Origin of the sequence: Pedobacter sp. (assembly GCF_037719805.1) — a bacterium.
Lineage (GTDB): Bacteria > Bacteroidota > Bacteroidia > Sphingobacteriales > Sphingobacteriaceae > Pedobacter.
The window spans coordinates 373,747-396,949 of record NZ_JBBJLZ010000001.1 but is presented as its reverse complement, the minus strand read 5'-3'; the positions used below and the strand labels follow the sequence as shown (position 1 = coordinate 396,949).

The 23,203-nt window shown below is 39.7% G+C and carries 25 protein-coding genes; 11 read left to right on the top strand and 14 right to left on the bottom strand.

Annotated elements, in window-relative coordinates; translation table 11 throughout:
- Positions 1-14 precede the first annotated feature (14 nt).
- Entirely contained in the window at positions 15-569 is a 555-nt protein-coding gene (gene def / locus WKF66_RS01870) for a peptide deformylase (RefSeq protein ID WP_489672703.1), read from the top strand.
- Here def and WKF66_RS01865 read toward each other — a convergent pair.
- From WKF66_RS01865 to WKF66_RS01855, 3 genes are read right to left on the bottom strand one after another with little or no spacing between them, the layout of a single operon-like run.
- Positions 566-1,204 (bottom strand): hypothetical protein, encoded by a 639-nt coding sequence (locus WKF66_RS01865; protein WP_489672702.1) that lies wholly within the window; start codon positions 1,202-1,204, stop codon positions 566-568. The two genes, def and WKF66_RS01865, sit on opposite strands and share 4 nt — an antisense overlap.
- A gap of 49 nt (positions 1,205-1,253) precedes the next feature.
- On the bottom strand, positions 1,254-1,499 hold the full coding sequence (locus WKF66_RS01860) for a NifU family protein (protein ID WP_489672701.1): 246 nt from the start codon (positions 1,497-1,499) through the stop codon (positions 1,254-1,256).
- Positions 1,500-1,536: 37 nt separating this feature from the next.
- Positions 1,537-2,607, bottom strand: a complete 1,071-nt coding sequence (locus tag WKF66_RS01855) for an Mrp/NBP35 family ATP-binding protein (RefSeq protein ID WP_489672700.1) — start codon at positions 2,605-2,607, stop codon at positions 1,537-1,539.
- Positions 2,608-2,729: 122 nt separating this feature from the next.
- On the opposite strand from WKF66_RS01855, the gene WKF66_RS01850 reads away from it, so the two are divergent.
- Genes WKF66_RS01850 through WKF66_RS01840 form a run of 3 tightly spaced genes read left to right on the top strand, consistent with a single transcriptional unit; the run spans position 2,730 to position 6,154 of the window.
- Complete coding sequence (locus WKF66_RS01850) at positions 2,730-4,889, top strand: transglycosylase domain-containing protein (RefSeq protein ID WP_489672699.1); 2,160 nt, start codon at positions 2,730-2,732, stop codon at positions 4,887-4,889.
- 1 nt (position 4,890) lies between these two features.
- Positions 4,891-5,448, top strand: coding sequence for a hypoxanthine phosphoribosyltransferase (gene hpt, locus WKF66_RS01845; protein ID WP_489672698.1), 558 nt, complete (start codon positions 4,891-4,893; stop codon positions 5,446-5,448).
- 46 nt (positions 5,449-5,494) lie between these two features.
- Positions 5,495-6,154, top strand: coding sequence for a phosphatidylserine decarboxylase family protein (locus WKF66_RS01840; RefSeq protein ID WP_489672697.1), 660 nt, complete (start codon positions 5,495-5,497; stop codon positions 6,152-6,154).
- Between the two features lie 131 nt (positions 6,155-6,285).
- Here the strand turns inward: WKF66_RS01840 and rplS are convergent, their stop codons facing one another.
- The 4 genes from rplS to WKF66_RS01820 all read right to left on the bottom strand — a co-directional run bounded on the left by rplS (position 6,286) and on the right by WKF66_RS01820 (position 8,608).
- On the bottom strand, positions 6,286-6,633 hold the full coding sequence (gene rplS, locus WKF66_RS01835; protein WP_489672696.1) for a 50S ribosomal protein L19: 348 nt from the start codon (positions 6,631-6,633) through the stop codon (positions 6,286-6,288).
- A 119-nt stretch (positions 6,634-6,752) separates the two neighbouring features.
- Positions 6,753-7,430, bottom strand: coding sequence for a tRNA (guanosine(37)-N1)-methyltransferase TrmD (trmD, locus tag WKF66_RS01830; RefSeq protein ID WP_489672695.1), 678 nt, complete (start codon positions 7,428-7,430; stop codon positions 6,753-6,755).
- A gap of 3 nt (positions 7,431-7,433) precedes the next feature.
- Positions 7,434-7,961: a ribosome maturation factor RimM gene (rimM, locus tag WKF66_RS01825; protein WP_489672694.1), complete on the bottom strand. Its 528-nt coding sequence runs from the start codon at positions 7,959-7,961 to the stop codon at positions 7,434-7,436.
- Between the two features lie 86 nt (positions 7,962-8,047).
- Entirely contained in the window at positions 8,048-8,608 is a 561-nt protein-coding gene (locus WKF66_RS01820) for a 30S ribosomal protein S16 (protein ID WP_489672693.1), read from the bottom strand.
- A gap of 157 nt (positions 8,609-8,765) precedes the next feature.
- On the opposite strand from WKF66_RS01820, the gene WKF66_RS01815 reads away from it, so the two are divergent.
- On the top strand, positions 8,766-9,284 hold the full coding sequence (locus WKF66_RS01815; protein WP_489672692.1) for a 5' nucleotidase, NT5C type: 519 nt from the start codon (positions 8,766-8,768) through the stop codon (positions 9,282-9,284).
- On the opposite strand, the gene pfkA is transcribed toward WKF66_RS01815, so the two are convergent.
- Together pfkA and WKF66_RS01805 are read right to left on the bottom strand one after the other, a co-directional pair.
- Positions 9,279-10,262, bottom strand: coding sequence for a 6-phosphofructokinase (gene pfkA, locus WKF66_RS01810; protein WP_489672691.1), 984 nt, complete (start codon positions 10,260-10,262; stop codon positions 9,279-9,281). The two genes, WKF66_RS01815 and pfkA, sit on opposite strands and share 6 nt — an antisense overlap.
- A gap of 82 nt (positions 10,263-10,344) precedes the next feature.
- The gene (locus WKF66_RS01805) at positions 10,345-11,121 is read right to left on the bottom strand and encodes a biotin--[acetyl-CoA-carboxylase] ligase (protein ID WP_489672690.1); all 777 of its coding nucleotides are present in this window, start codon (positions 11,119-11,121) and stop codon (positions 10,345-10,347) included.
- A gap of 41 nt (positions 11,122-11,162) precedes the next feature.
- Here WKF66_RS01805 and rsfS point away from each other — a divergent pair, with 41 nt between their 5' ends.
- The 4 genes from rsfS (at position 11,163) to WKF66_RS01785 (ending at position 15,439) form a co-directional block, all read left to right on the top strand.
- On the top strand, positions 11,163-11,537 hold the full coding sequence (gene rsfS / locus WKF66_RS01800; RefSeq protein ID WP_489672689.1) for a ribosome silencing factor: 375 nt from the start codon (positions 11,163-11,165) through the stop codon (positions 11,535-11,537).
- A gap of 24 nt (positions 11,538-11,561) precedes the next feature.
- Complete coding sequence (ftsH, locus tag WKF66_RS01795) at positions 11,562-13,586, top strand: ATP-dependent zinc metalloprotease FtsH (RefSeq protein ID WP_489672688.1); 2,025 nt, start codon at positions 11,562-11,564, stop codon at positions 13,584-13,586.
- 61 nt (positions 13,587-13,647) lie between these two features.
- Positions 13,648-14,292: a LutC/YkgG family protein gene (locus WKF66_RS01790; RefSeq protein WP_489672687.1), complete on the top strand. Its 645-nt coding sequence runs from the start codon at positions 13,648-13,650 to the stop codon at positions 14,290-14,292.
- Positions 14,293-14,356: 64 nt separating this feature from the next.
- Positions 14,357-15,439, top strand: a complete 1,083-nt coding sequence (locus WKF66_RS01785; RefSeq protein WP_489672686.1) for a 3-oxoacyl-ACP synthase III family protein — start codon at positions 14,357-14,359, stop codon at positions 15,437-15,439.
- Here WKF66_RS01785 and WKF66_RS01780 read toward each other — a convergent pair.
- From WKF66_RS01780 to WKF66_RS01760, 5 genes are all read right to left on the bottom strand, one after another.
- Complete coding sequence (locus WKF66_RS01780) at positions 15,436-16,935, bottom strand: tetratricopeptide repeat protein (protein ID WP_489672685.1); 1,500 nt, start codon at positions 16,933-16,935, stop codon at positions 15,436-15,438. The two genes, WKF66_RS01785 and WKF66_RS01780, sit on opposite strands and share 4 nt — an antisense overlap.
- A 96-nt stretch (positions 16,936-17,031) precedes the next feature.
- Positions 17,032-17,775, bottom strand: coding sequence for a zinc ribbon domain-containing protein (locus WKF66_RS01775; RefSeq protein WP_489672684.1), 744 nt, complete (start codon positions 17,773-17,775; stop codon positions 17,032-17,034).
- Positions 17,775-18,872, bottom strand: a complete 1,098-nt coding sequence (locus tag WKF66_RS01770; RefSeq protein ID WP_489672683.1) for a Nif3-like dinuclear metal center hexameric protein — start codon at positions 18,870-18,872, stop codon at positions 17,775-17,777. Before WKF66_RS01770 ends, WKF66_RS01775 begins: the two co-directional genes overlap by 1 nt.
- A gap of 28 nt (positions 18,873-18,900) precedes the next feature.
- Entirely contained in the window at positions 18,901-19,260 is a 360-nt protein-coding gene (locus WKF66_RS01765) for a TM2 domain-containing protein (protein WP_489672682.1), read from the bottom strand.
- 7 nt (positions 19,261-19,267) lie between these two features.
- Positions 19,268-19,570 (bottom strand): DUF2752 domain-containing protein, encoded by a 303-nt coding sequence (locus WKF66_RS01760; RefSeq protein ID WP_489672681.1) that lies wholly within the window; start codon positions 19,568-19,570, stop codon positions 19,268-19,270.
- Positions 19,571-19,647: 77 nt separating this feature from the next.
- On the opposite strand from WKF66_RS01760, the gene mfd reads away from it, so the two are divergent.
- Both mfd and WKF66_RS01750 read left to right on the top strand, forming a co-directional pair.
- Positions 19,648-22,989, top strand: coding sequence for a transcription-repair coupling factor (gene mfd, locus WKF66_RS01755; RefSeq protein WP_489672680.1), 3,342 nt, complete (start codon positions 19,648-19,650; stop codon positions 22,987-22,989).
- Positions 22,990-22,994: 5 nt separating this feature from the next.
- Positions 22,995-23,201 (top strand): DUF3820 family protein, encoded by a 207-nt coding sequence (locus WKF66_RS01750; protein ID WP_489672679.1) that lies wholly within the window; start codon positions 22,995-22,997, stop codon positions 23,199-23,201.
- The last annotated feature ends 2 nt before the right edge of the window (positions 23,202-23,203 follow it).

The following is a 23,203-nucleotide window of genomic DNA, read 5'->3' as shown; positions in this document are numbered from 1 at the left end:
TATACCTTTGTACCATGAAGTTACCCATTGTAGCATATGGAGATCCAGTACTTAAAAAGGTATGCACTCCAATTGATGAAAGTTATCCGGATTTGCAGCAGTTGATAATCAACATGTTTGATACGATGAACAATGCTAGCGGAGTAGGGTTAGCTGCGCCTCAAGTTGGCTTGCCTATCCGCCTTTTCATTGTTGATACTGGTACTGAGGACAAGGAGCGTTATAGAAAGGTATTTGTTAACGCAGAGATTTTAGAAGAAACGGGAGAGCCTTGGGCTTTTAATGAAGGTTGTCTAAGTATTCCCGACGTGAGAGAAGATGTGATGCGTAAACCGAACGTAACGATTAGATATTACGATGAGAATTGGCAGGTACATGAAGAAACCGTTACAGGAATGCCCGCACGCATCATCCAACATGAGTACGATCACATTCAGGGTACATTGTTTACCGATAAACTTGGCCTGTTGCGTAAAAGAATGTTGCAGAGTAAGTTAGAAAACATTTCAAAAGGAAATATTAACACAGATTATAAGATGCGGTTTCCCAACCAGCGGAAGAAACGTTAATTTGAAGAAGTTCGGCTTTTATCTCCTTTGGTAATAGATTCCAACAACTTACCCCAGGCAAAAGGGTTAAGTAAAGGATTGGATTGCACCATGTTCTTATTTAAAGAATTCCAGTGATTAAGTCTGAAGTTGGCACTTTGAATCTCCCCACCATCTCTCGGGAGGGTCATCATTAACGCGGAAATGCTTTCTCTTGATAGATTTTTAACTGCAATCAAATAATCATCATCGGCTATTTTCATAGTCATGAAGTCTCTTGTAAAATCTTCCACTGTAGCCCAGGGATATACCCTTACTGTTGGTAAGTTCACAATCTCAGATTTAAGCTTTACTAAGGCCGTGTATTTAGTGTCTGTGATATCTGATGGTATTGGAAGTAATAAGTCTCTGTAGCCAACTGCAGTATATAAAATGGTATCACCAGGATGAGCAATAAATGAGAAAAAGCCCTTGTAGTTTGCAGCGTACCTCTGGTCTTTGTTACTTAAATTTGTTACCGTAACATAGGGTACCACAGAATTGCTATCTACATCGGTTATGATCCCGGAGAATTGGATAAGTTTCTTTTCAGGGATTTGTTGTGCAAAAACTGATGAAAAGAAAAGAAGCAATATGATGGTTAATGGGTACTTCATATACAAATTTACCGCTATATAACAACACGACTAGTTAAATTGTGTTAAATTAAACCGGCTCAGCCAAATTGACTGCTACTACAGATTTGATTTGCGGAACTGATTTCATAATTGCTTGCTCAATGCCGGCTTTCATCGTCATGAAACTCATTTTGCAAGAACCGCAGTTACCCAACAGTTTCAATTTAACTACATTATCCTCTGTGATTTCTTCTATAGCAACATCACCCCCATCTGCAATTAAGTATGGACGTATGCTCTCTAGTGCCTGCTCTACTTGTTCTGTTAAATTCATTGGTTGTATATTAAAGTATAAAAATACGTAATTTTTATCAATTATGAGATGCGTTACTGATTGCGATCTGCTGAGCTACCCGTCCGGCTATTTGAGAAAAGGTTTTGCTAATGATATCTGATGCATCCAATGCTATGGGAGAACCACTGTCTCCTGCTTCTGCAATACCCTGAACGATTGGTATCTCTCCTAAAAAAGGTACGTCGAAAGAGGCTGCCAGTTGTTTGCCGCCATCTTTACCAAACAAGTAATACTTGTTATTTGGCAATTCTTCTGGTGTAAAGTAGGCCATGTTTTCCACGACTCCTAATATTGGGACATTGATACTGGGCATTTTAAACATCGCCAAACCTTTTCGGGTGTCTGCGAGGGCAACTTGTTGAGGGGTGGTGACAATGATAGCTCCTGCAATAGGGAAACTCTGCGTGATAGTTATATGTATATCCCCTGTCCCTGGTGGAAGATCAACAATAAGATAATCAAGCTCTCCCCAGTCAGCATCATTAAATAATTGCTTAATAGCATTTGAAGCCATTGGTCCCCTCCATGGAACCGGTTGATCAGGATCTGCAAAAAATCCAAGAGAAAGCAATTTTATACCATACTTTTCAATAGGAAGGATCAGTGTTTTTCCGTCTTCTGTTTCTCTGGCTGAGGGCTTTGCTCCTACCAGATCAAACATGATTGGAACTGAAGGACCGTAAATATCAGCGTCTATAAGGCCAACCTTCGCGCCATCGGCCGCTAGAGTAACGGCTAAATTGCTGGCAACCGTTGATTTTCCAACTCCGCCTTTACCTGAAGAAACCAATATAATATTGCGGATATCCTTCAGTTGAGTGGTATCCATTGGCTTGGTAACTCTTGAAGTCACGTTAATCTGAACCTCAGCATCTTTGCTGACGAAATGTTTAACTGCATTATTGCAAGCGTTCTTCAACATATCTTTCATCGGACATGCAGGAGTAGTAAGCTCTAGCGTAAAACTCACAACGCTTCCTTCAATTTTAAGATCCTTAATCATATTTAAGGTTACTAAATCCTTTTTAAGATCAGGATCTTCTACATTTCTAAGAGCTGAAAGCACTTGTTCGGGATGTATTATCATTGCAGCAAATTTAACTAAATCAAGGCGATATAACTTTTATATGCCCCATTTTATTGTAATTTTAACGCGAATTAAACTTTTAGATTGTATTCAACGTTTAGCATTAAACACCTATTTATAGCATGCAGCTTCCAAAAATTAACATTCCCAAAAAGTACCTGAAGATCGGTGCATGGCTTTTGGGAATCCTCACCATACTCCTTCTCATCGCAGGCAGCATAGCTTATAGTAAGCGGGAAGCTTTGTTACAAAAGATGATCGTTAAAGGACTCTCCAAAGCCAAAAATGACTACGATTTAGAGGTAAAGATTGGCGAAGTCGGATTTAACGGCTTAAGCACTGTCCATATGAAGGATATATCTGTAGTACCTAAAGAACGGGATACTTTAACAACTATCAGGGATCTGACCATTGGTGTTAAATTGTGGCCATTGCTCTTTGGTAACGTTAAACTTTCTAAAATCAATCTAAACGATGGCAAGCTTAATCTAGTCTTTAAAGACTCGTTAACCAATATTGACTTCTTCCTAAAGCGTAAAAAGAAGGACAGTACCGAGAACAAGCCAAAAGTTGCCCTATCAGATATTGCAAATAACTTACTAAATCAGATCCTGTACAAAGTTCCTGATGATATGGAGATTAAAAATCTTTTGCTGTCAGTAAATGATAATGATACCGCTAAACTTTCATTTTTAACTACAACTGTTACAATTGATGGTGGACTACTGCAGTCTACCATTCTTGTTAACAATACGGAGGCAACATGGCATGTAAATGGGGAGGTTAAGGCAGGAAGCAAGCATTTTGACGTGATGGTTTTCGCTGATCATAAAAAAGTGGAATTGCCATACCTGAATAATAAATTACGAGCTACAATAAGCTTCGATACCATTAGAACTGTACTTAAGGGAGCTGATTACAGCGGTGATGATTATAAAATCGAAGGTTCATGGTCGGTTCGAAATCTTCTTATTAATCATGCTAAGATCGCAGCCAACGATATTATTGTCCCAGAGGCACGAATAGATGCTGACCTTCTCATCGGATCAAATTTTGTAGCGCTGGACAGCACATCAACGATCTATTTGAAAAAAGCAGAAATACATCCTTATCTCAAATACACTTTAAGCCCAAATAAGATATACGAAGTTAAGCTAAATGCTCCAGAGCAGGATGCTCAAGAGCTCTTAAATGCATTTCCACAAGGATTGTTTGAATCATTGGAGGGCTTGAAGGTAAGTGGGAAGGTTCAATATGCACTCAACTTTTATTTGGATAGTTCAGAACCAGATAGCGTTAAATTTAACTCGGGGCTCACTCCTATTAAGTTTAAGATTACGAAATTGGGTAAAATCGACCTTCAAAAGATCAACGGACCTTTTGTGTATACTCCATACGAATATGGTAAACCGATGAGGGATATTATGATTGGCCCCTCTAATCCAAATTACACACCCCTATCAGCTGTTTCGAGTAATTTCAAAAATGCAATTCTAACCTCAGAGGATCCTTCTTTCTTTTCACACAAGGGATTTGTACAAGAATCTATTCGTAAATCTTTTGCGGTAAATTTTAAAGAAAAGAAATTTGTAAGAGGTGGCAGCACAATTTCCATGCAGTTGGTAAAAAACGTCTTCCTAAGCAGAAAGAAAACGCTTGCTCGAAAAGCAGAGGAAATACTGATTGTCTGGTTGATTGAAAACAACAGACTGGTAACTAAAAACCGGATGTTAGAAGTTTATTTCAATATTATTGAGATGGGCCAAAATGTATATGGTATTGGAGAAGCAACCCGTCACTATTTTGGTAAGTCGCCCTCCGAACTTAACATCGGAGAAGGAATCTTCCTGGCAAATATTGTCCCAAGGCCGAAGATAGCCCTGTTCAAGTTTCGAGGGGACGGTGGTCTGAAAGACTATATGTACAATTATTTCCAATACATTGGTAACATTATGGCCAGGCGAGGACTGACACCCTCGGATACGAGCGGTTATGGTTTTTATAATGTAAGGTTGAGGGAAGGTTTAAGACAATACTTACTTCCAGACACCACTGAGATAGATACGAATGCATTTGATGGCGAGGATCCGCTACCAGCGATTGAGACACAAGATGAATCTAAAACATTATTTGACCGATTGTTTGGAGGTAAAAAGGACACAGTAGCCAGACCTGCATCGACAGTAGATACGGTGAAGACAAAAAAAGAAATCCGGCAAGAGAAAAGGGAAGAGCGCCGAAAGGAAAAAGAGCTGGAAAAACAAAAGAAGGAAAACGGTTAGCATGAATAGCATCCAAATAGCTGACAAGGAGTTTGAAATATTCCTTGAGAACGACAACATTTGCAAGCGCATCCGCTTGATTGGAATTCAATTGAATGTAGACTATGAAAACCGTTGCCCATACTTTATAGGTGTCCTGAATGGCAGCTTTTTATTCATGGCAGATCTGCTAAAAGAAATCACGGTTTCCTGCGAAGTGGGGTTTATCAAGGTAGCAACCTACGAAGGCACAGAGAGTAGCGGAAAGATTAAGCAAGCATTTGGACTTCCGGACGACTTGAATGAACGCGATGTGATTATTGTTGAAGACATTGTTGATACAGGTTTTACACTCGACTACATCATCGCAGAAATTAAAAAGCAAATTCCCTCATCACTCAAGGTATGCTCACTTTTGCTTAAGCCTAAAGCACTTAAATCGCCAATTGATGAGTTAGAATATGTTGGGTTCGAAATTGAAAATGACTTTGTAGTAGGCTATGGTTTGGATTATGACGGGCTTGGAAGGAACCTTAAAGACATCTACAGAGCAAAATCAGTTTTGAGTAATCCTACTTAATCCAATATTTTTTATCAATTTTACAACGTTTACATAACTTAAAACAATGACCATACATAAAGAAGGCTATACCACTATTGCCGTTTCTCTCCTTTTTATTTTTATAGTTAATGCAATTATAGATTATAGGTTTGCTGATATTGCATGGTTGAGGTGGTCAATTTATATCCTTTCAGTCGCACTTTTCTTAATTGTTCTGCAATTCTTTAGAAGCCCCGGTCGTTTATTTACTTCGGGAAATGATCTTGTAATCTGCCCTGCAGATGGAAAGGTTGTTGTGATTGAAGAAACAGAAGAAGGTGAGTACTTTAAAGACAAAAGGTTACAAGTGTCGATTTTCATGTCTCCCGTAAACGTTCACATTAACAGGAATCCAATATCTGGCATCGTAAAGTTCTTTAAATATCATCCAGGCAAGTATCTAGCCGCATGGAACCCTAAGTCTTCCACAGAGAATGAAAGAACTACTGTAGTAGTAGAACATGAGCATGGGACTCCTATCTTATTTAGACAGATTGCAGGTGCCTTAGCGCGAAGGATTGTTTGGTATGTAAAAGAAGGAGATCAAGTAGAACAAACAAAAGAGTTTGGCTTTATTAAATTTGGCTCACGAGTAGATGTGTTTTTACCACTTGGCACCAAAATTAATGTTGAACTAAATCAAGTTGTAAAAGGCGGTATAACCGTATTGGCAGAATTGATATAAATGCTGAGATGAGCTTCCATCCTGTCTATCACTAATTCTCTAAAAACTAGGAGAAGTTATTTTAAAATCATTTACATACAAAAAAACCTCCCTAATAAATTAGGAAGGCTATTATGTTTATTTCTAGTAGATTATACTCTCTTAGACTTAATACGAGCTGCTTTACCAGTAAGCTCGCGTAGATAGAATAATTTTGATCTGCGAACCTTACCGTGACTGTTCACTTCAATCTTTGCAATGTTTGGAGAGTTGATCGGGAAAATACGTTCAACACCAACACCATTAGACATTTTACGAACAGTAAACGTCTCATTAGCGCCTACACTATTGCGTTGTAATACTACTCCCTGGTAAATTTGAATACGTTCTTTATTACCTTCGCGAATTTTATAGTGAACACTCACTGTATCTCCTGATTTGAATGCAGGGAACTCATTTTTAACGATTACCTGCTCTTCAACAAATTTTACTAAATCCATGATTTTAAGCTATTAAGCCGACTTTTTGTTGTTTAAAATCGGACTGCAATATTAAGAATTTTATTTTATAAATGAAAGTGAAATGTTTTTTTTCCACAAATTATGTTACTTGCTAATCTTTAGTCGTCCAAAAGATCTGGCCGCCTTGTCTGAGTTCGGATTACAGCTTGTTCATGCCTCCATTCATTGATTTTGGATTCATGTCCGCTCAAGAGCACATCCGGCACTTTATGACCATTCCAGTCTGATGGTCTGGTGTAAATAGGAGCATCTAAAAGTTCTCCCTGAAAGCTGTCTGATAGAGCCGAGGTCTCATCATTAAGAACCCCGGGAATAAGTCTCGTTATGGCGTCTACAATTACGGCTGCTGGAAGCTCGCCGCCTGAAAGCACATAATCACCAATGGAGATCTCCCTTGTCACAAACAGATCCCTGATTCTTTGATCGATTCCTTTATAATGCCCGCATAAAATCATCAGATTTCCCTTACCAGAAAGTTCATTTGCGATTGTTTGGCTAAACGTAACACCATCTGGGCTCATAAAAATTACCTCATCATAATCCCGTTCTGATTTTAACTCTTCTATGCATTTTGCAAATGGAGCAATAGACATTACCATTCCACTTCCGCCACCATATGGATAATCGTCGACGCTTTTCTGCTTGTTCTCAGAATATTCTCTCAGATTATGGACAAAAATTTCTGCAATACCTTTTTTTTGTGCCCTTTGTAAGATGGAGTGAGCAAAGGGGCTCTCCAGCAGTGCCGGCAAAACCGTGATAATATCAAAACGCATAGACTAAAAGTTTATATAAAGATCCAATAATCCTTCAGGCAGCTTGACAAGAATTGTTTCTTCATCCTCATCGATCTCAATAATCATATCATCGTTCAATGGAAAAAGTATTTCCTTGTGCTTATACACTACTGTAGCAACGAATTGTTGCGGATATTCATTCACTTCAATGATTTCTCCCAATTCCCCATGTGTTTCGTCCGAAACAATGAAGCCTTTAAGGTCGTTGAAATGGAAGTCATCATCTGAGCGGTCTGGCATCTTAGTGAGCGGAAGGTAGATCTTCTTTTTGACTAACGGTTGTGCCTTATCGATATGATCGACATCATCGAAGTAAAAGTTGCCTGTACTATTTACATGAAGTTTATAGGAAGAAACAAAGAATGGAACCAATTTACCACTGATTTCAGCGAAAACCGTATCTAACTCAAGTAGCGAAGGTTCATCATATTCGAAATAGAGTTGTAGTTCCCCTTTCAATCCTTTGGTTTTGGTAACATATCCAATATAAAATGCCTCGTCTAAGTTCAATTTTGTGGGGTTATCTTTGTTTAAAAAAAATAGCGAAGAGTCTTTCTTTTGAAAGACCCTTCGCTATTACTCAGAATAATAAAATACTATCCTTTTTCTTCTTCTGTTTCTGCAGCAGGAGCTTCTTCAGTCGGTTCAGCTACAGGAGCCTCTTCGCCTTCAGGACTTTCTTCTACAACTTCTTCTACTGGTGCATTTTTAATTGCAAGAGCAGCAGCACGTTCCGCATTTTTCTTAGCTTCAGCAGCTAGAGCAGACTTTCTTACTTCGTCTTTAGACTTAGTCAGGTTGTCTTTTTTGCCTTCAATTTTGCCATCTTTTGCGTCTAACCACTCAGCAAATTTTGCATCTGCTTGTTCTGTAGTTAATGCTCCTTTTTTAATACCACCTTCTAAGTGTTTTTTGTACAAAACACCTTTGTAAGATAGGATAGCGCGACAAGTGTCCGTAGGTTCAGCACCTTTGTTCATCCAGTCTAAAGTTTTGTCGAAGTTTAATTCGATAGTAGCTGGATTGGTATTCGGGTTATAAGAACCTAAACGCTCAATAAATTTACCATCTCTTGGTGAGCGGGAATCCGCTACCACAACGTGGAAAAAAGGCTTACCTTTTTTACCGAATCTTTGCAATCTGATTTTAGTTGCCATTCTTTATAGATTATGTATTCAACATAGTTCCCGGAGCTGTATGCTTGCGGGGCAGCAAAAGTAACTAAAATACTAACAATTAGCAAGATGCTATAATATTAAATTCATTTAACAATTATGCAGGGCTAATTAAAGATATTTGCTGAAAACAGATCACATGAGAATTGCTATCGATATGGATGAGGTTCTGGCCGACCCTATAAACAAATTTATAAAACTTTATAATAGAGACTATAACGTTCCTACTGATCTAGTGCAAGAGCCAGGCAAGGAATTCTTTCATCATTTGCCTGCAGATATCAATCATAAATGGTACGAATACATTAATCAAAAAGGTTTCTTTAGAGACTTGCCCGTAATGGAAGGTGCGGTGGAAGCGGTGAAACAATTACAAGAACATAATGATGTTTATATCGTTTCTGCTGCTATGGAATTCCGGAATTCTCTAGAAGATAAACTGGATTGGTTAGGAGAGCATTTTCCTTTTATCAATTGGAGGAACATCATGTTTTGTGGTGACAAAATAATAAATGCAGATGTGCTCATTGATGACCGCGCTAAGAACTTTATCGATTTTAGCGGCAGAAAGATTCTCTTCACATCACCGCACAACCTGTTAATAAGCGATTATGAGCGGGTAAATAATTGGCAGGAAGTTTTAGACAAGCTTTTATAGGGAAAGTATTTCCACCAACTTTAACCAGGCCGCACTAATTTCTTTTGCATCAATATGCTTAATCGCATGACTGAAAGGCGTAAAAATAATCTCCCGATTTTTTAATCCTACCATCTCTCCAGATTGTCCGTTAAGTAAGCCTTCCACAGCGGCGACGCCTAAACGACTAGCCAAAACCCGGTCCATGCAACTTGGTTTTCCACCTCGTTGAATGTGTCCAAGAACTGAAACCCGGATGTCATATGCTGGAAACTTCTTTTTTAGAATTTCTCCGACATTGAAAGCACCACCCATTTCATCACCTTCTGCTACAATAATTATTTTGGAAGCCTTGTCTTTGCGCCCGCTTTCAAGACGCGTAACCAAACCATCCACGCCCATATTGGCTTCCGGAATCATAATGGCTTCCGCACCAACACCAATTCCGCTACGGAGGGCGATCAACCCGGAATCCCGACCCATGACTTCAACAATAAATAACCTGTCATGGGACTCCGCTGTGTCCCTGATCTTATCAACAGCATTAATAACAGTGTTAATAGCGGTATCATATCCGATTGTGAAGTCTGTTCCTTCAAGATCGTTATCAATTGTGCCAGGTAATCCAATAATAGGGAACTTATGCTCTGCGGAAAATATGTCTGCTCCAGTAAAGGTGCCATCTCCTCCAATAACCACTAAGGCATCAATGTTCTTTTGCTTCAGCTGGTCATAAGCCGCTTGACGGCCGTCCTTCGTGCGAAACGCCTCGCTTCTGGCGGTCTTTAATATAGTACCTCCACGTTGAATGATATTTGCTACTGACTTCCGATCCATCTCAATGAAATCTCCGTTAATCAATCCTTCATAGCCTCTCAACACTCCCGTTACCTCCAAATTATAATAAATCGCTGCACGAACAACAGCTCTTATTGCTGCATTCATACCGGGAGCATCGCCACCTGAAGTTAATACTCCTATATTTTTTATTTTACTCATTACTTCGCTCTGTACCCTTAATTGTGTGCCTTCAACTTGAAGACCCTATTTTAGGTTCTGGCCGTGAAATTACTTATAATTTTTAATTGTTATCTAAAAATTCTATCTCTTTGAGACCATAGCTATGCGCTTTGCCTTGATGAAACACTAGTAATTTGCCTTCTTCAGAAACGCCACTAATACGCCCTTCGAACATCGTATTTTTACTTTTGTAGCTGCTGATTTCACCAAATTGATACAGATTTTCTAAATACAATGATTGTTGATCCTTTGGTTTAGCTGCTCTTAAATTCAAGTACTCCACTTCGATACAGTGACAGATCTTGCCTAACAACGCGATTAAATCTACTTGTTTATGTAAAATTTGAATTAAGGAACAGGCTTTATTTTCAAGGTGACTCTCAAAATCCAGCTGGTTTACATTCAACCCGATTCCAATTATGCTACTCTTTATGCTGCCTGAAGAAATCGTATTTTCAATTAAAATACCACCTAGTTTTCTATTATTATAATAGAGGTCATTTGGCCACTTAATTTTTAGACCAGCATTTAGATAGTCCTTTAACGCTGTTATAACGCCTATACTAACCGCCATGTTAAGCTTAAACTGATGTTCGACCGGGAGAAAGTGGGGCCTTAAATAAATGCTGAAGGTAAGATTTAGACCAGACTGCGAATGCCATGTATTTTCTTGCTGACCACGACCGGCAAATTGATCATCTGCCATAATAACAGTCCCTTCTGCTAATGGCTCGGATTTTGAGACCATCTGCTTTAAATAATTATTAGTGGAATCAACAGCTGATAATTGGATAAGGTTTCTAGCGATAAATAAAGTGGAAAAAGTCTTATCTTGCAAGTGTTGATCGTATATTTGTTTAACAAACCTAAAACATTTTAATGGTAAAAAAGAAAATAGGAAACCTTTCTACATACCTCTCAGAAATAGCCGTTCAAGGCATCCAAGAAAAAAAAGGCAACGATATCGTCCGTTTGGACTTAAGAGAACTCAAAAGTTCTGTTTCAGACTACTTCATCATTTGTAGTGCAAACTCTTCTACTCAAGTTAAGGCAATTGCTGACAGCGTGGAAGAAGAGATTTACAAAAATACTCAAACTGATCCATGGCGTAAAGAGGGGCAAGAAACCGCTGATTGGATTATTTTAGATTATTTTGACATTGTTGTGCACGTATTTAAAACCGAAAAACGCGAATTTTATGGAATTGAAGATCTTTGGGGAGACGCCCAGACGACTTCCTATAAAAGCGCTTAATCACTTACAATTTTTGATCTAACAATGAAAGAGACACAGGATACCAAGTCAAAATTGATAAAGAAATTACCGAATATTCCTAAGAAGCCTCAAAAGGGCCCTAAATTCAATATCTTTTGGGTTTATGCCGCGATTATTTTGGGAATTATATTATTACAATTCCTTTTCAATACTGATGCCAGCAAGTCGATACCATACAGGGCTTTTGAGAAGCAAATGTTGCTTACTGGTGATGTAGAAAAGCTAGTCGCATATAAACACGAGGACCTTGTTAAGGTGGATGTCTACATTAAGAAAGACAGACTTAAAGAATCGAAGTACAAACAATACGAAAATAAAAATAGCATTGGTGGTAATACCGGCCCAACTGTATCATTTACTGCGGGCTCAATGGATGCACTGGATACTCAGCTGCGTGAATCACAAAAGGGTATACCTCCTGAGCAACAAATACTTGCTGAAAAGGACACCAGACAAAGTTCATTTAACTCCTGGTTCTTCACGGTAATCATTCCAGTCCTGTTGTTTATAGGCTTCTGGATCTTTATTATGCGCCGTATGGGCGGTGGCGCCGGTGGTGGAGGCGGACAGATTTTTAACATCGGAAAGTCTAAGGCTACTTTGTTCGATAAAGAAAGTCAGGTTAATGCGACGTTTAACGACGTAGCAGGTCTTGAAGAAGCTAAGCAAGAGGTGATGGAAATTGTAGATTTCCTTAAAAATCCAAAGAAATATACTGACCTGGGAGGTAAAATACCGAAGGGTGCATTATTGGTGGGTTCTCCTGGGACAGGTAAAACTCTATTGGCTAAAGCAGTTGCTGGTGAGGCTCAGGTTCCATTCTTCTCTTTATCAGGTTCTGATTTCGTAGAGATGTTCGTGGGTGTAGGCGCATCACGTGTTCGAGATTTATTCAAACAGGCTAAAGACAAGTCACCATGTATCATCTTTATTGATGAGATCGATGCGATAGGTCGTGCAAGAGGAAAAAATAGTATGATGGGCGGCAATGATGAAAGGGAAAATACCCTGAATCAACTGCTTGTAGAGATGGATGGTTTTGGTACAAATACTCATGTTATCATTCTGGCCGCTACTAATCGTGCTGACGTTTTAGATAAGGCTTTATTGAGAGCCGGTAGATTTGACAGACAAATTTATGTAGACCTTCCGGATGTTATTGAACGTAAACAAATCTTTGAAGTCCACATTAAACCGCTTAAAAAAGATGGCAGTTTAGACACAGAGTTTCTTGCAAAACAGACTCCTGGTTTCTCTGGGGCAGATATCGCAAATGTTTGTAACGAGGCAGCACTAATTGCTGCTCGTAAAAACAAACAAGCAGTTGATAAACAAGATTTCCTTGATGCCGTTGATCGGATTGTTGGGGGTATGGAGAAGAAAAACAAGATTGTCACTACCAAAGAAAAGCAAGCAATAGCCGTTCATGAAGCTGGACATGCAACTGTTAGTTGGTTGTTGGAGCATGCTGCTCCATTAATTAAAGTGACTATTGTGCCGCGTGGACAGAGCTTAGGGGCAGCGTGGTATCTTCCAGAAGAGCGTTTGATTGTACGCCCGCACCAAATGCTTGATGAAATGTGCGCTACAATGGGCGGTAGAGCTGCTGAGAAGGTAATGTTTGATATGATCTCAACAGGTGCTCTGAGCGATCTGGAGAAGGTTACAAAACAAGCCAGAGCAATGGTTACTATCTACGGATTAAACGAGAAAGTTGGTAATGTCACTTATTACGATTCATCCGGACAAAATGAATACAGCTTTGGCAAACCATATTCAGAAGAAACCGCTATTACAATAGATTCTGAAATATCGGCCTTAATTGAAGGGCAATATCAACGGGCTATTAAGCTCTTAACAGACAACAAGGATAAACTTATCAAACTTGCGGACATTCTAATTGAAAAAGAAGTTCTGTTTAAGGATGATCTGGAAGAAATCTTTGGAAAGCGTGTTTTTGAAGGAGCAATTACTGGAACAGAGTTAGGAGCCGGAATCACGGGTCAGATCACTCCCGAAGAAGCTTAATTTATAGGATACATATTTTTGCGGCCAGTTCTAATAGCGCTGGCCGCAAATCATTTTTGGTATGCAAGAAAACATCTCCCCGAAAGAGTTTATGCTAAAAAAGATTAGGAAGGCTCTCCTTGAAAAAAGAGATAGCCCCTATCCCAATTTAGAAGACACTTCACTTTATGCAAAAAACACCGAATACCCGGAAGTATTATTTGCTGAACAACTAACCGCAGTTTCAGGAAACTTTATTTATTGCGAAAATGGAATAGACTTCATCGAGAACATGCTTCAGCTTGCCGAGCGGTTCAACTGGAGAAAGATTTACTGTTGGGAGCCTGAGTTACAGGACCTTCTTGCTACTTATGAATTCCCTTTCTACAAGACAGATAAAGATTTCCACCTTGCAGAGGTCGGAATAACTATGTGTGAGGCATTAATTGCAAGAAACGGCTCCATAATGGTTTCTAATCAAAATGCCGCCGGCAGACGTCTAAGCATATTCCCACACCACCATATTGTTATTGCAAGAACCGGACAAATTGTGCTGGATCTCAAGGATGCCTTCGCGCTCATCAAAAATAAATATGGCAGTCAAATTCCTTCCATGATCAGCACCATCACTGGTCCCAGTCGAACTGCTGATATCGAAAAAACATTGGTTCTAGGAGCGCATGGTCCTAAGGAATTGTTTGTATTTCTAGTTGAAGATTTCTCTTAAATTTCCAATTCCAAAATTATTAGCTTAATTTTATACCGTATACCAAAACAGTCTGCGGTTCAAAATGAGCAATACAACAAATCTATACTCGGTTATTAAAGGAACCGGGAGCTTTATTCCAGAGAATATCATATCGGGCGATTCATTTTTAAGCTCTATTTTTTATGACAACGGTACCTTGATCGACAAGGACATTAATGAGATCATAACAAAGTTCTCGGAAATAACTGAAATAAATCAACGGCGGTACATTAACGATGACGTTGTGAACAGCGACATCGCCGCAGTAGCTGCTGAAAGAGCAATTTTGGATGCTGGGATTGACAAAGAGGATCTGGACCAGATTATACTTTGTCACAATTTTGGGGATATTGAAAAGGAAAGTAACAGAACTGCAATGATTCCAGCTTTAGCCGCAAAGGTAAAGGAAATACTTGGTATCCAGAATCCGGATTGTGTTGCTTATGATCTTATTTTTGGTTGCCCAGGATGGCTTCAAGGAGTGATACAGGCCGATTATTTACTAAAAAGCGGGGATGCTAAAAGAGTCATGGTTATTGGTTCTGAAACACTTTCTAGAATCATTGACCCACATGATAGAGACAGCATGATCTTTTCAGACGGTGCCGCAGCGGTTATACTTGAAGCAAGGGAATCTGTTGATCGTGTTGGTGTCATCGCTCACAAGTCACAGACTTTTGCAGCAACATACGGCTCACTGCTCACAATGGGTAAAAGCTATAACCCAAACGAGCTTTCGGGTAACCTATACCTTAAAATGAATGGCCGCAAATTATATGAATTCGCTGTGATTAACGTGCCACAAGTGATAAAGAAAGCCATCGACAAATCTGGAGTTGATATTAAAGACATTAAAACGGTATTTATCCACCAGGCAAATGGGAAGATGGATCATGCCATTATGAAGCGCCTGTTTAAACTATACAATCTTGATACTGTTCCAGAAAATCTGGTTCCAATGACGATATCATGGCTGGGAAATAGTTCAGTTGCGACCATTCCCACGTTGATCGACTTGGTATTGAAAAACAAAGTAGAAGGCTATAAGATTGTTGAGGGAGAGTATGCTTTATTCGCTTCGGTAGGAGCTGGAATGCATATAAATGCTGTTGTATATCGTTTTTAATTCCCTGCAACTCTATTCAGACTGGTTTTAGCCTGGTTCTCTATGCTACTCTCATAATCGTGATTTTTCATCTGGATAGCCAGATTAAAATATGCTCTAGATCTGGCCCAAAGTCGCTTACGCTCAAAAACTTTTCCTGCTTGCAATGCTGCATTTGCAGCATAATAGTACTTCAGATTTCGTCCGCCCCGGATCGCCAGGTCATATTTAAGCACAGCCTCCTCATCCCGGTCTAACGCATCCAGGATACGGCCAAGTCTATAATAGTATTCGGTGCGATCTCTTCCAGCAGCAAAGTCGTTATCATCTGATCCAGACAGGAGCTCTAGCGCTTTTGAATAATATCCGCCATCAAATAGTAGTCTCGCTTTTAACAGCGCCACTTGTGGAGCAGCATCATTTGCTTCATTCAAGGCTTGCTTGTCTTTCTCTTGGTAAGTATATCCATCAGACCTCACTTTAGATGCAAAGGCGTTATAAGCGTCAGTGTGGCCTTTCAATAAGGCTACCCATGCCAAGTGCAGGTTTGAATCTTTAATGTAATTAACCCCTTTATTTACCTGCAGGAACCTAGAGAAATCGTTGGCAGCAGAATAATCTAGTTTATTGAGTTTGGCATTAGCTAACAAAAAATCTAAGTATGGAAAAGATTGGTAAGCAGAACCAGTCGGGCGAGCCTGCAATATAGATATCGCTTCGTCATTATGCGCTGATTTTGAAGCTACTACTGCCTGAAGGTACGTTTTCATCAAGCTAGCATTACTAATTCTTGCCGAATACTTCATGGTCTTAGCATAGGCTCCGGGGCTGTGAGCAATGTCATTAAGTACAAACGAGTAATAGAACACCACTTCCTCAAAAAATGGCTCGTATTTCGACTGAGGGAGCGTTTCTGCAAGCCTGTCTAGCATAGCAATGCCAGTTGTCAGATTTCCACGAATTCCCAATGTGGAGAGTGTACTCTTTAGAATGCCATCAGGCAGGTTTCCTAAAAAAGCATTGATTAATCCGATTCCTTTTGAATTCAGCACAAACGCAGGGAACAGCTTTTGATTATCCAGCAACTGCCCTTGTGCCTTTTTAATTTCCCGTGCTGCAGTAAAATACTCTCCATAACGACCACGAATAAGTGCCCACTGTAAATTAACTTCTGCCTGAGCATATAGATAGTAGGGAGAGCTAACATCTTGTTCCTCCAGCAAATCTAACCTATCAGATTTCTTCTGCTTTAATCTGTCAAATTCAACCTTGCTATCTGTAGTAAGCAAATAGAAATAATCGACGTAATTTTCTAAAAGCGGAACAATTCCATTATTTGGATTAATTCGTTTCTCTGCTGCAATCAATTGCCTGGCTGTAGCAAGTTTTAAGGAAAAAACCGCATCATATGCCTTTAAACAATTGGCATTGAAATCGAATTTAGCAAAAGCGCTACCACCTGGAACCAACAACAATAAAAAAGTCCACTTAAGCGCAAGAGTAAAATGCTTAATCACATCCTTAATTTTTGAGTTATTAAAACCTACTTATACCGGAACAAACAGGCACAAAAAAGGCCGGAACTTCCGGCCTCTAATAAAATATGTAAAATCCTAAACAGGAGCTACTTCTAACGTTAAAGCCTCATCAACGAGGATTCTTCCACAATGTTCACAAACAATGATTTTTTTGCGTTGACGGATATCCAATTGACGCTGTGGTGGGATCTGATTGAAACAACCAGAACACGAATCACGATCAATAGTTACAACAGCTAAGCCGTTATTGGCATTTCCGCGCAACTTAGTATAAGCAGTCAGAAGTCTCTCTTCAATTTGAGTTTCCGCTTTCTCAGCTTTTTTAGATAATCCTTGTTCTTCTTTTTCCGTTTCTGCAGTAATGGTTTCCAGTTCACCTTTCTTGATATCAAGGTCTTTTTTCCTCAATTCCATGTCAGCAACAGCTTTTTCGTACACTTCCGTTTTAGTAGCGATATCAAACCCAAACTCTCTGATCTTCTTCTCAGAAACCTGTATATCCAAAGTCTGAATTTCAACTTCTTTAGTTAAAGCATCATATTCACGGTTATTTTTCACGTCTTTAAGTTGTGTCTCGTATTTCTTGATCAGGTTTTGCGACTCCTTAATCATATTTTTACGTGTCACAATCGCGTCTTCGGTATCATCCAATTCAGCTTTGAATTTTTGTATACGTGTATCAAGCCCTGCAACCTCATCTTCAAGGTCAGCAACTTCCATTGGCAATTCTCCGCGTATCTGGCGAATCTTATCAATTTTAGTATGCAGGTTTTGTAATTCGTATAAAGCCTTTAGCTTTTGCTCTACAGTTTGTTCCATTAAATCAAATAATTTACGGGGTTTGTATTGTGCTCCGTTAAACGGATTGCAAAGTTAGGAAATTTTTCTTGAATAATATCTATCAACAAATCAGATGTAAATTGTTCACTCTCAAAGTGTCCAATGTCAGCTACAACCAACTTACTGTCAGCATCAAAGAACTCGTGATACTTGAAATCCGCGGTAACAAAAGCATCTGCTCCAGAAGCAATCGCCTGTTGCAACAAAAAGCTCCCCGAACCACCACAAACAGCCACCTTCTTAATCCTTTTTGGCAGTAAACTCGTGTGTCTGATTACAGTTGCATCCATCCGGTCCTTCACAAATCTTAAAAAAGCCAAACCATCCATCGATTCCTCCAGCCAACCGACCATTCCTGAGCCTACATTGTCATAAGTGTTTTCCAATGCATAAACGTCGTAGGCGACCTCCTCATAAGGATGATTTTCCAGAAGCGCCAATATAATCTTGCGATGCTGCTGAGCAACAAAAACAACTTCTATTCTCACTTCCTCTTCTTTATGTAACACCCCTTGCGCTCCAACAAATGGATCCGTGTCTTCTCCAGCTTTGAATGTTCCAGCACCCTCCACAGAAAAACTACAATCGCTGTAGTTCCCTATATTACCAGCTCCGGCAGCAAATAATGCCTCCCGAAGCCTCGGTGCAAAATCAGTCGGACAAAAGGTAACAAGTTTCTTAAGAAAATCTCCCTTTGGACTGAGCGTCTTGAGATTGGTAAGGCCTAACCGGTTACAGATTACAGCATTGACGCCACCTTTTACATGATCCAAATTAGTATGGATTGCATAAAGTGCAACGTTATTTCTTATTGCTTTGAGTACTACACGCTCCACATACGTTTTGCCTGTGATTTTTTTCAGGCCTTTAAACACAATCGGATGGTGAGTAATAATCAAGTTGCAACCATGCGCTATTGCCTCATCTACGATAGCTTCAGTACAGTCTAATGCAACCAAAGCAGCGACGACTTCAAGTTCCAGCTCGCCGATAACAAGTCCGGAATTGTCATAGTCTTCCTGATAATTGAGTGGCGCAAACTCCTCCAGATGCTTGATCAAAACTGATAATCTCATGTGGTAAAGTTATAAGATGGTTTGATATCTATTGGATATTTGTCATTTTCACCATCTGTAAACTTTCAAATACCATGCGCTGGTTATATTCAAACGCAAGATTTTTGTGGTTGATCAGGTCAATGATTGTGCCGATGAAGCATAGTCCAATTGTAAAGAAGTATAGAATGCCCATTCCGATCTGGTTGACTAGAAACCTTGGCAATCCTGGAATGAAAAATCCTAAAATACAGTATAAAACCATGTCATCAGGATTCCTTCGTTTGCTGCTATAGATCATCAAAAATCCCCTAAGCTGTTGTTCACTAAATCCTGTGGTTGCACTCTGCAAGTACGAATATTCTTGCGGCGAGATGCCTGGTAGCGACATAAATGGTGAATCAAACATATCTTTCTTAAATTAATTTATAACTTTTAAATCGCAGTTTACTCAACGTCCAAATCCTGAACAAAATTATAGTCAAGGCAGGAATTCCGAACCAATGATGAGCTAAACTCTCTTCAATATTGCCCTGGAAGAGTTGAGTGATCGATCTTCCGATTCCACATCCGGCACACCACTGAAATCCAAGGTTTGCCAGCGGACAAAGTGTAAAATGCTGAGCATGTCCGTGAATTTCCGGTTCTGCCAGAGCTAAGCCAATTAATGAAGCTACCCAAAACAAGAGTTCCAGCGGTATTGAGCCAAGCCTTTTCATGCGATCCCTTTCCTTTTAGATGTAATATTGCCTCTATTGTTACACCGAAAGCTGATCATAAATCTTACATTTGTGTTGTGAATATCCGCGACCTGATTAACAATTACAAGGCAGATGAGCGCATTGTAGCATTGGCAAAAGCTCTGAATAGGGGTAAAGGAACAAAGGTTCAACTCAAGGGACTTGTTGGTTCCTCCGACGCGACCGTTGCTGTAGCTTCTTACTTCTTGCTTCACAAACCGATACTTTTTATTTTGCCCGATCGGGAAGAAGCATCCTATTTCCTTTCTGATCTGGAGAGCATCATTGATACAGAAGTGCTGTTATTTCCATCCTCTTTTAGAAAAGCCTTTGACTTTACACAGGTCGATACCGCTAATGTTTTAGCACGTGCGGAAGTATTAAATGAACTTAATCATCATTCAGAGTTTGGAAAAATTGTCGTCTCTTATCCTGAAGCATTAGCAGAAAAAGTAATCGATAGAAGTGTTTTAGAGAAGAATACGCTAGAAATTGGTCTTAATGCAAAGCTGGGCATCGAGTTTATCAATGAATTTTTGATTGATTATGACTTCAATCGAACCGACTTCGTTTACGAACCAGGACAGTTCTCAATAAGAGGAGGCATCGTGGATATCTTTTCTTTTTCCCATGATTTGCCCTACCGGATCGAATTCTTCGGAGATATCGTTGAAAGTATCAGAACCTTCGAAATAGAAAGCCAGCTCTCTGTTGAGGATGTAAAAACACTGACAATTATCCCCAACGTTCAATCGAAATATTTAACAGAAAGCAATATCAGTCTTCTTGACTATATTGAAAAGGATACGCAATTATGGTTTAAAGATGTGGAGTTTACGCTGGACATCGTTAAAACCGGTTATAAAAAGGCAACTGAACTTTGGAAAGCCCTGCCGGCAAAAGAGAAACAGGAAAACCTGGACTGGATTGATCCTAAATTTGCTTTTACAGATGAGAAGATGATGGCAGATATCTTTCAGGATTTTGTATTGGTAGAATTTGGAAAGCAATTCTTTTATAAAAGCGAGCATGTCCTCCAATTTGAAACCAAACCGCAACCCTCATTCAATAAAGACTTTAACCTTCTTATTCATAATTTAAAAGACAATGAAAAGGAACATATCCATAATTTCATTTTTAGTTCTTCTCCTAAGCAGACAGAACGTCTGTATGCCATCTTAGATGATATAGATAAAACGGCGAAGTTCACACCGATCAATATTCCACTTCGGGAAGGGTTTTTAGATCCAAAGCAACGTGTTGCTTTTTATACTGACCATCAAATATTTGATAGATTTTATAAATACAAGCTTAAAAGAGGGTACCAACGTAGTCAGTCGATAACCCTAAAAGAACTCCGTGACCTCAAGCCGGGCGATTTCGTTACACATATCGACCACGGAATTGGTAAGTACGCTGGTCTGGAAAAAGTAGAGGTAAATGGTAAAACACAAGAGATGATCAGATTGGTGTATGCTGATAACGATCTATTGTATGTGAATATCAATTCCTTGAACCGCATCGCTAAATATAGCGGTAAGGATGGCACTCCACCTAAAATGAACAAACTAGGTACCGAAGCCTGGGACAAGCTTAAAAAGACTACAAAAAAAAAAGTTAAAGACATTGCTAGAGACCTCATAAAGCTATACGCTTTAAGGAAGGCTCAGGTGGGCACAGCTTTCGACCCTGACGGTTATCTGGAAACCGAACTGGAGGCCTCTTTCATTTACGTAGATACCCCAGACCAGGTAAAGGCGACTGCTGACGTTAAAAGAGATATGGAGGCGCCACATCCAATGGATAGACTGGTTTGTGGAGATGTTGGTTTTGGCAAGACTGAAATCGCCATCCGCGCTGCGTTTAAGGCGGTAGCGAATGGTAAACAAGCCGCGATACTGGTACCAACAACAATTCTTGCGCTTCAACATTTTAAAACGTTTACCAGCCGTCTTAAGGAGTTTCCATGCACCGTAGATTACATCAATCGTTTCAAAACCAATAAACAGATCAAAGAGACATTGGCCAAAGTGGCAGATGGCAAGGTTGACATCATCATCGGAACACATCGTCTACTGAGTAAGGATGTAAAATTCAAAGATCTAGGAATCATGATCATTGACGAAGAACAGAAGTTTGGAGTTACCTCAAAAGAAAAACTAAGAGCATTAAGGATCAATGTCGACACCCTAACCCTTACCGCAACACCTATCCCACGTACCTTGCATTTCTCTTTGATGGGAGCGAGGGACCTTTCAATTATGAGTACGCCACCGCCAAACCGGCAGGCTGTAAATACAGAACTGCATGTGTTTAATGACAAATTAATTCAGGAAGCAGTGCAATTCGAACTGGACCGCGGGGGCCAGGTCTTTTTCATTCACAATAGAGTAAATGACCTTCCTCAGCTTGGAGGATTGATTCAAACATTGGTTCCGAAAGCCCGGATCGGTATCGCACATGGCCAGCTGGACGGTGATCAGCTTGAAGATGTGATGCTGAATTTTATTAACGGAGAAAAAGATGTTCTGGTTGCCACAACGATTATCGAAGCCGGGTTGGACATCCCTAACGCAAATACAATTATAATCAATCATGCCCATATGTTCGGACTGAGCGATCTTCACCAGATGCGCGGTAGGGTCGGTAGGTCAAACAAAAAGGCATTCTGTTACCTTCTCAGCCCGCCTTTGTCCACACTTACCTCAGAAGCAAGAAAACGATTGAGCGCAATAGAAGAGTTTTCCGACCTTGGTAGTGGTTTCAATATTGCCATGCGTGACCTGGACATCCGCGGAAGCGGAAATCTATTGGGTGCAGAGCAAAGTGGTTTCATTGCCGAAATCGGATTCGAAATGTACCATAAAATCTTAGATGAGGCTATCCAGGAGTTGAAGTCGGACGAATTCAAAGATCTTTTTAAAGATGAAAAAGAGCGGCCGTTCGTAACATTTACTCAAGTAGACACCGACCTGGAGCTTTACATCCCGGATGATTATGTAACCAATATCACAGAGCGATATAACCTGTATACGGAGCTTTCTAAAATAGAAGATGAACCCCAACTAAAAGCCTTTGAAGGTGCGCTTACAGATCGTTTTGGTCCGGTTCCAAAACCAGTCAAGACCATGTTAAATGTACTGCGCCTTCAGTGGGTAGCCAAACAACTTGGTTTTGAAAAGCTAAGCTATAAGAAGGGAACTTTAAGGGGTTACTTTATAGCAGACAAGCAATCACGATTTTTTGATTCCACTATGTTCAATAAAATATTACATTTTGCCCAAATTCATCCTCGCCTATGTAATCTGAAGGAGGTTAAAGACAGCCTTAGAATTGCCTTTGAAGGATTGAAAACCGTTGATGAAGCAGTGGAAATGTTAGAAATGGTTGTAAGATAAACCCCATGAATCCTCAAATATTAAAAGACCTCGTTACTCAAAGAATGCCTTTTGGGAAGTATAAAGGTCGCATTATGTGCGATTTACCGGAGACCTATCTTGTCTGGTTCCATCAGGAAGGCTTTCCTCCTGGAAAGCTAGGGCAAATGATCGCTACACTATATGAGATCAAGCTTAATGGATTAGAGTATCTTCTTAAGCCTTTAAGGTAGCC

Bases quoted from the DNA above. Each gene is read 5' to 3' on its own strand.
- def (WP_489672703.1), top strand. From the start codon at position 15: ATGAAGTTACCCATTGTAGCATATGGAGATCCAGTACTTAAAAAGGTA.
- WKF66_RS01865 (WP_489672702.1), bottom strand. From the start codon at position 1,204: ATGAAGTACCCATTAACCATCATATTGCTTCTTTTCTTTTCATCAGTT.
- WKF66_RS01860 (WP_489672701.1), bottom strand. From the start codon at position 1,499: ATGAATTTAACAGAACAAGTAGAGCAGGCACTAGAGAGCATACGTCCA.
- WKF66_RS01855 (WP_489672700.1), bottom strand. From the start codon at position 2,607: ATGATAATACATCCCGAACAAGTGCTTTCAGCTCTTAGAAATGTAGAA.
- WKF66_RS01850 (WP_489672699.1), top strand. From the start codon at position 2,730: ATGCAGCTTCCAAAAATTAACATTCCCAAAAAGTACCTGAAGATCGGT.
- hpt (WP_489672698.1), top strand. From the start codon at position 4,891: ATGAATAGCATCCAAATAGCTGACAAGGAGTTTGAAATATTCCTTGAG.
- WKF66_RS01840 (WP_489672697.1), top strand. From the start codon at position 5,495: ATGACCATACATAAAGAAGGCTATACCACTATTGCCGTTTCTCTCCTT.
- rplS (WP_489672696.1), bottom strand. From the start codon at position 6,633: ATGGATTTAGTAAAATTTGTTGAAGAGCAGGTAATCGTTAAAAATGAG.
- trmD (WP_489672695.1), bottom strand. From the start codon at position 7,430: ATGCGTTTTGATATTATCACGGTTTTGCCGGCACTGCTGGAGAGCCCC.
- WKF66_RS01820 (WP_489672693.1), bottom strand. From the start codon at position 8,608: ATGGCAACTAAAATCAGATTGCAAAGATTCGGTAAAAAAGGTAAGCCT.
- WKF66_RS01815 (WP_489672692.1), top strand. From the start codon at position 8,766: ATGAGAATTGCTATCGATATGGATGAGGTTCTGGCCGACCCTATAAAC.
- pfkA (WP_489672691.1), bottom strand. From the start codon at position 10,262: ATGAGTAAAATAAAAAATATAGGAGTATTAACTTCAGGTGGCGATGCT.
- rsfS (WP_489672689.1), top strand. From the start codon at position 11,163: ATGGTAAAAAAGAAAATAGGAAACCTTTCTACATACCTCTCAGAAATA.
- ftsH (WP_489672688.1), top strand. From the start codon at position 11,562: ATGAAAGAGACACAGGATACCAAGTCAAAATTGATAAAGAAATTACCG.
- WKF66_RS01790 (WP_489672687.1), top strand. From the start codon at position 13,648: ATGCAAGAAAACATCTCCCCGAAAGAGTTTATGCTAAAAAAGATTAGG.
- WKF66_RS01785 (WP_489672686.1), top strand. From the start codon at position 14,357: ATGAGCAATACAACAAATCTATACTCGGTTATTAAAGGAACCGGGAGC.
- WKF66_RS01775 (WP_489672684.1), bottom strand. From the start codon at position 17,775: ATGGAACAAACTGTAGAGCAAAAGCTAAAGGCTTTATACGAATTACAA.
- WKF66_RS01770 (WP_489672683.1), bottom strand. From the start codon at position 18,872: ATGAGATTATCAGTTTTGATCAAGCATCTGGAGGAGTTTGCGCCACTC.
- WKF66_RS01765 (WP_489672682.1), bottom strand. From the start codon at position 19,260: ATGTTTGATTCACCATTTATGTCGCTACCAGGCATCTCGCCGCAAGAA.
- WKF66_RS01760 (WP_489672681.1), bottom strand. From the start codon at position 19,570: ATGAAAAGGCTTGGCTCAATACCGCTGGAACTCTTGTTTTGGGTAGCT.
- WKF66_RS01750 (WP_489672679.1), top strand. From the start codon at position 22,995: ATGAATCCTCAAATATTAAAAGACCTCGTTACTCAAAGAATGCCTTTT.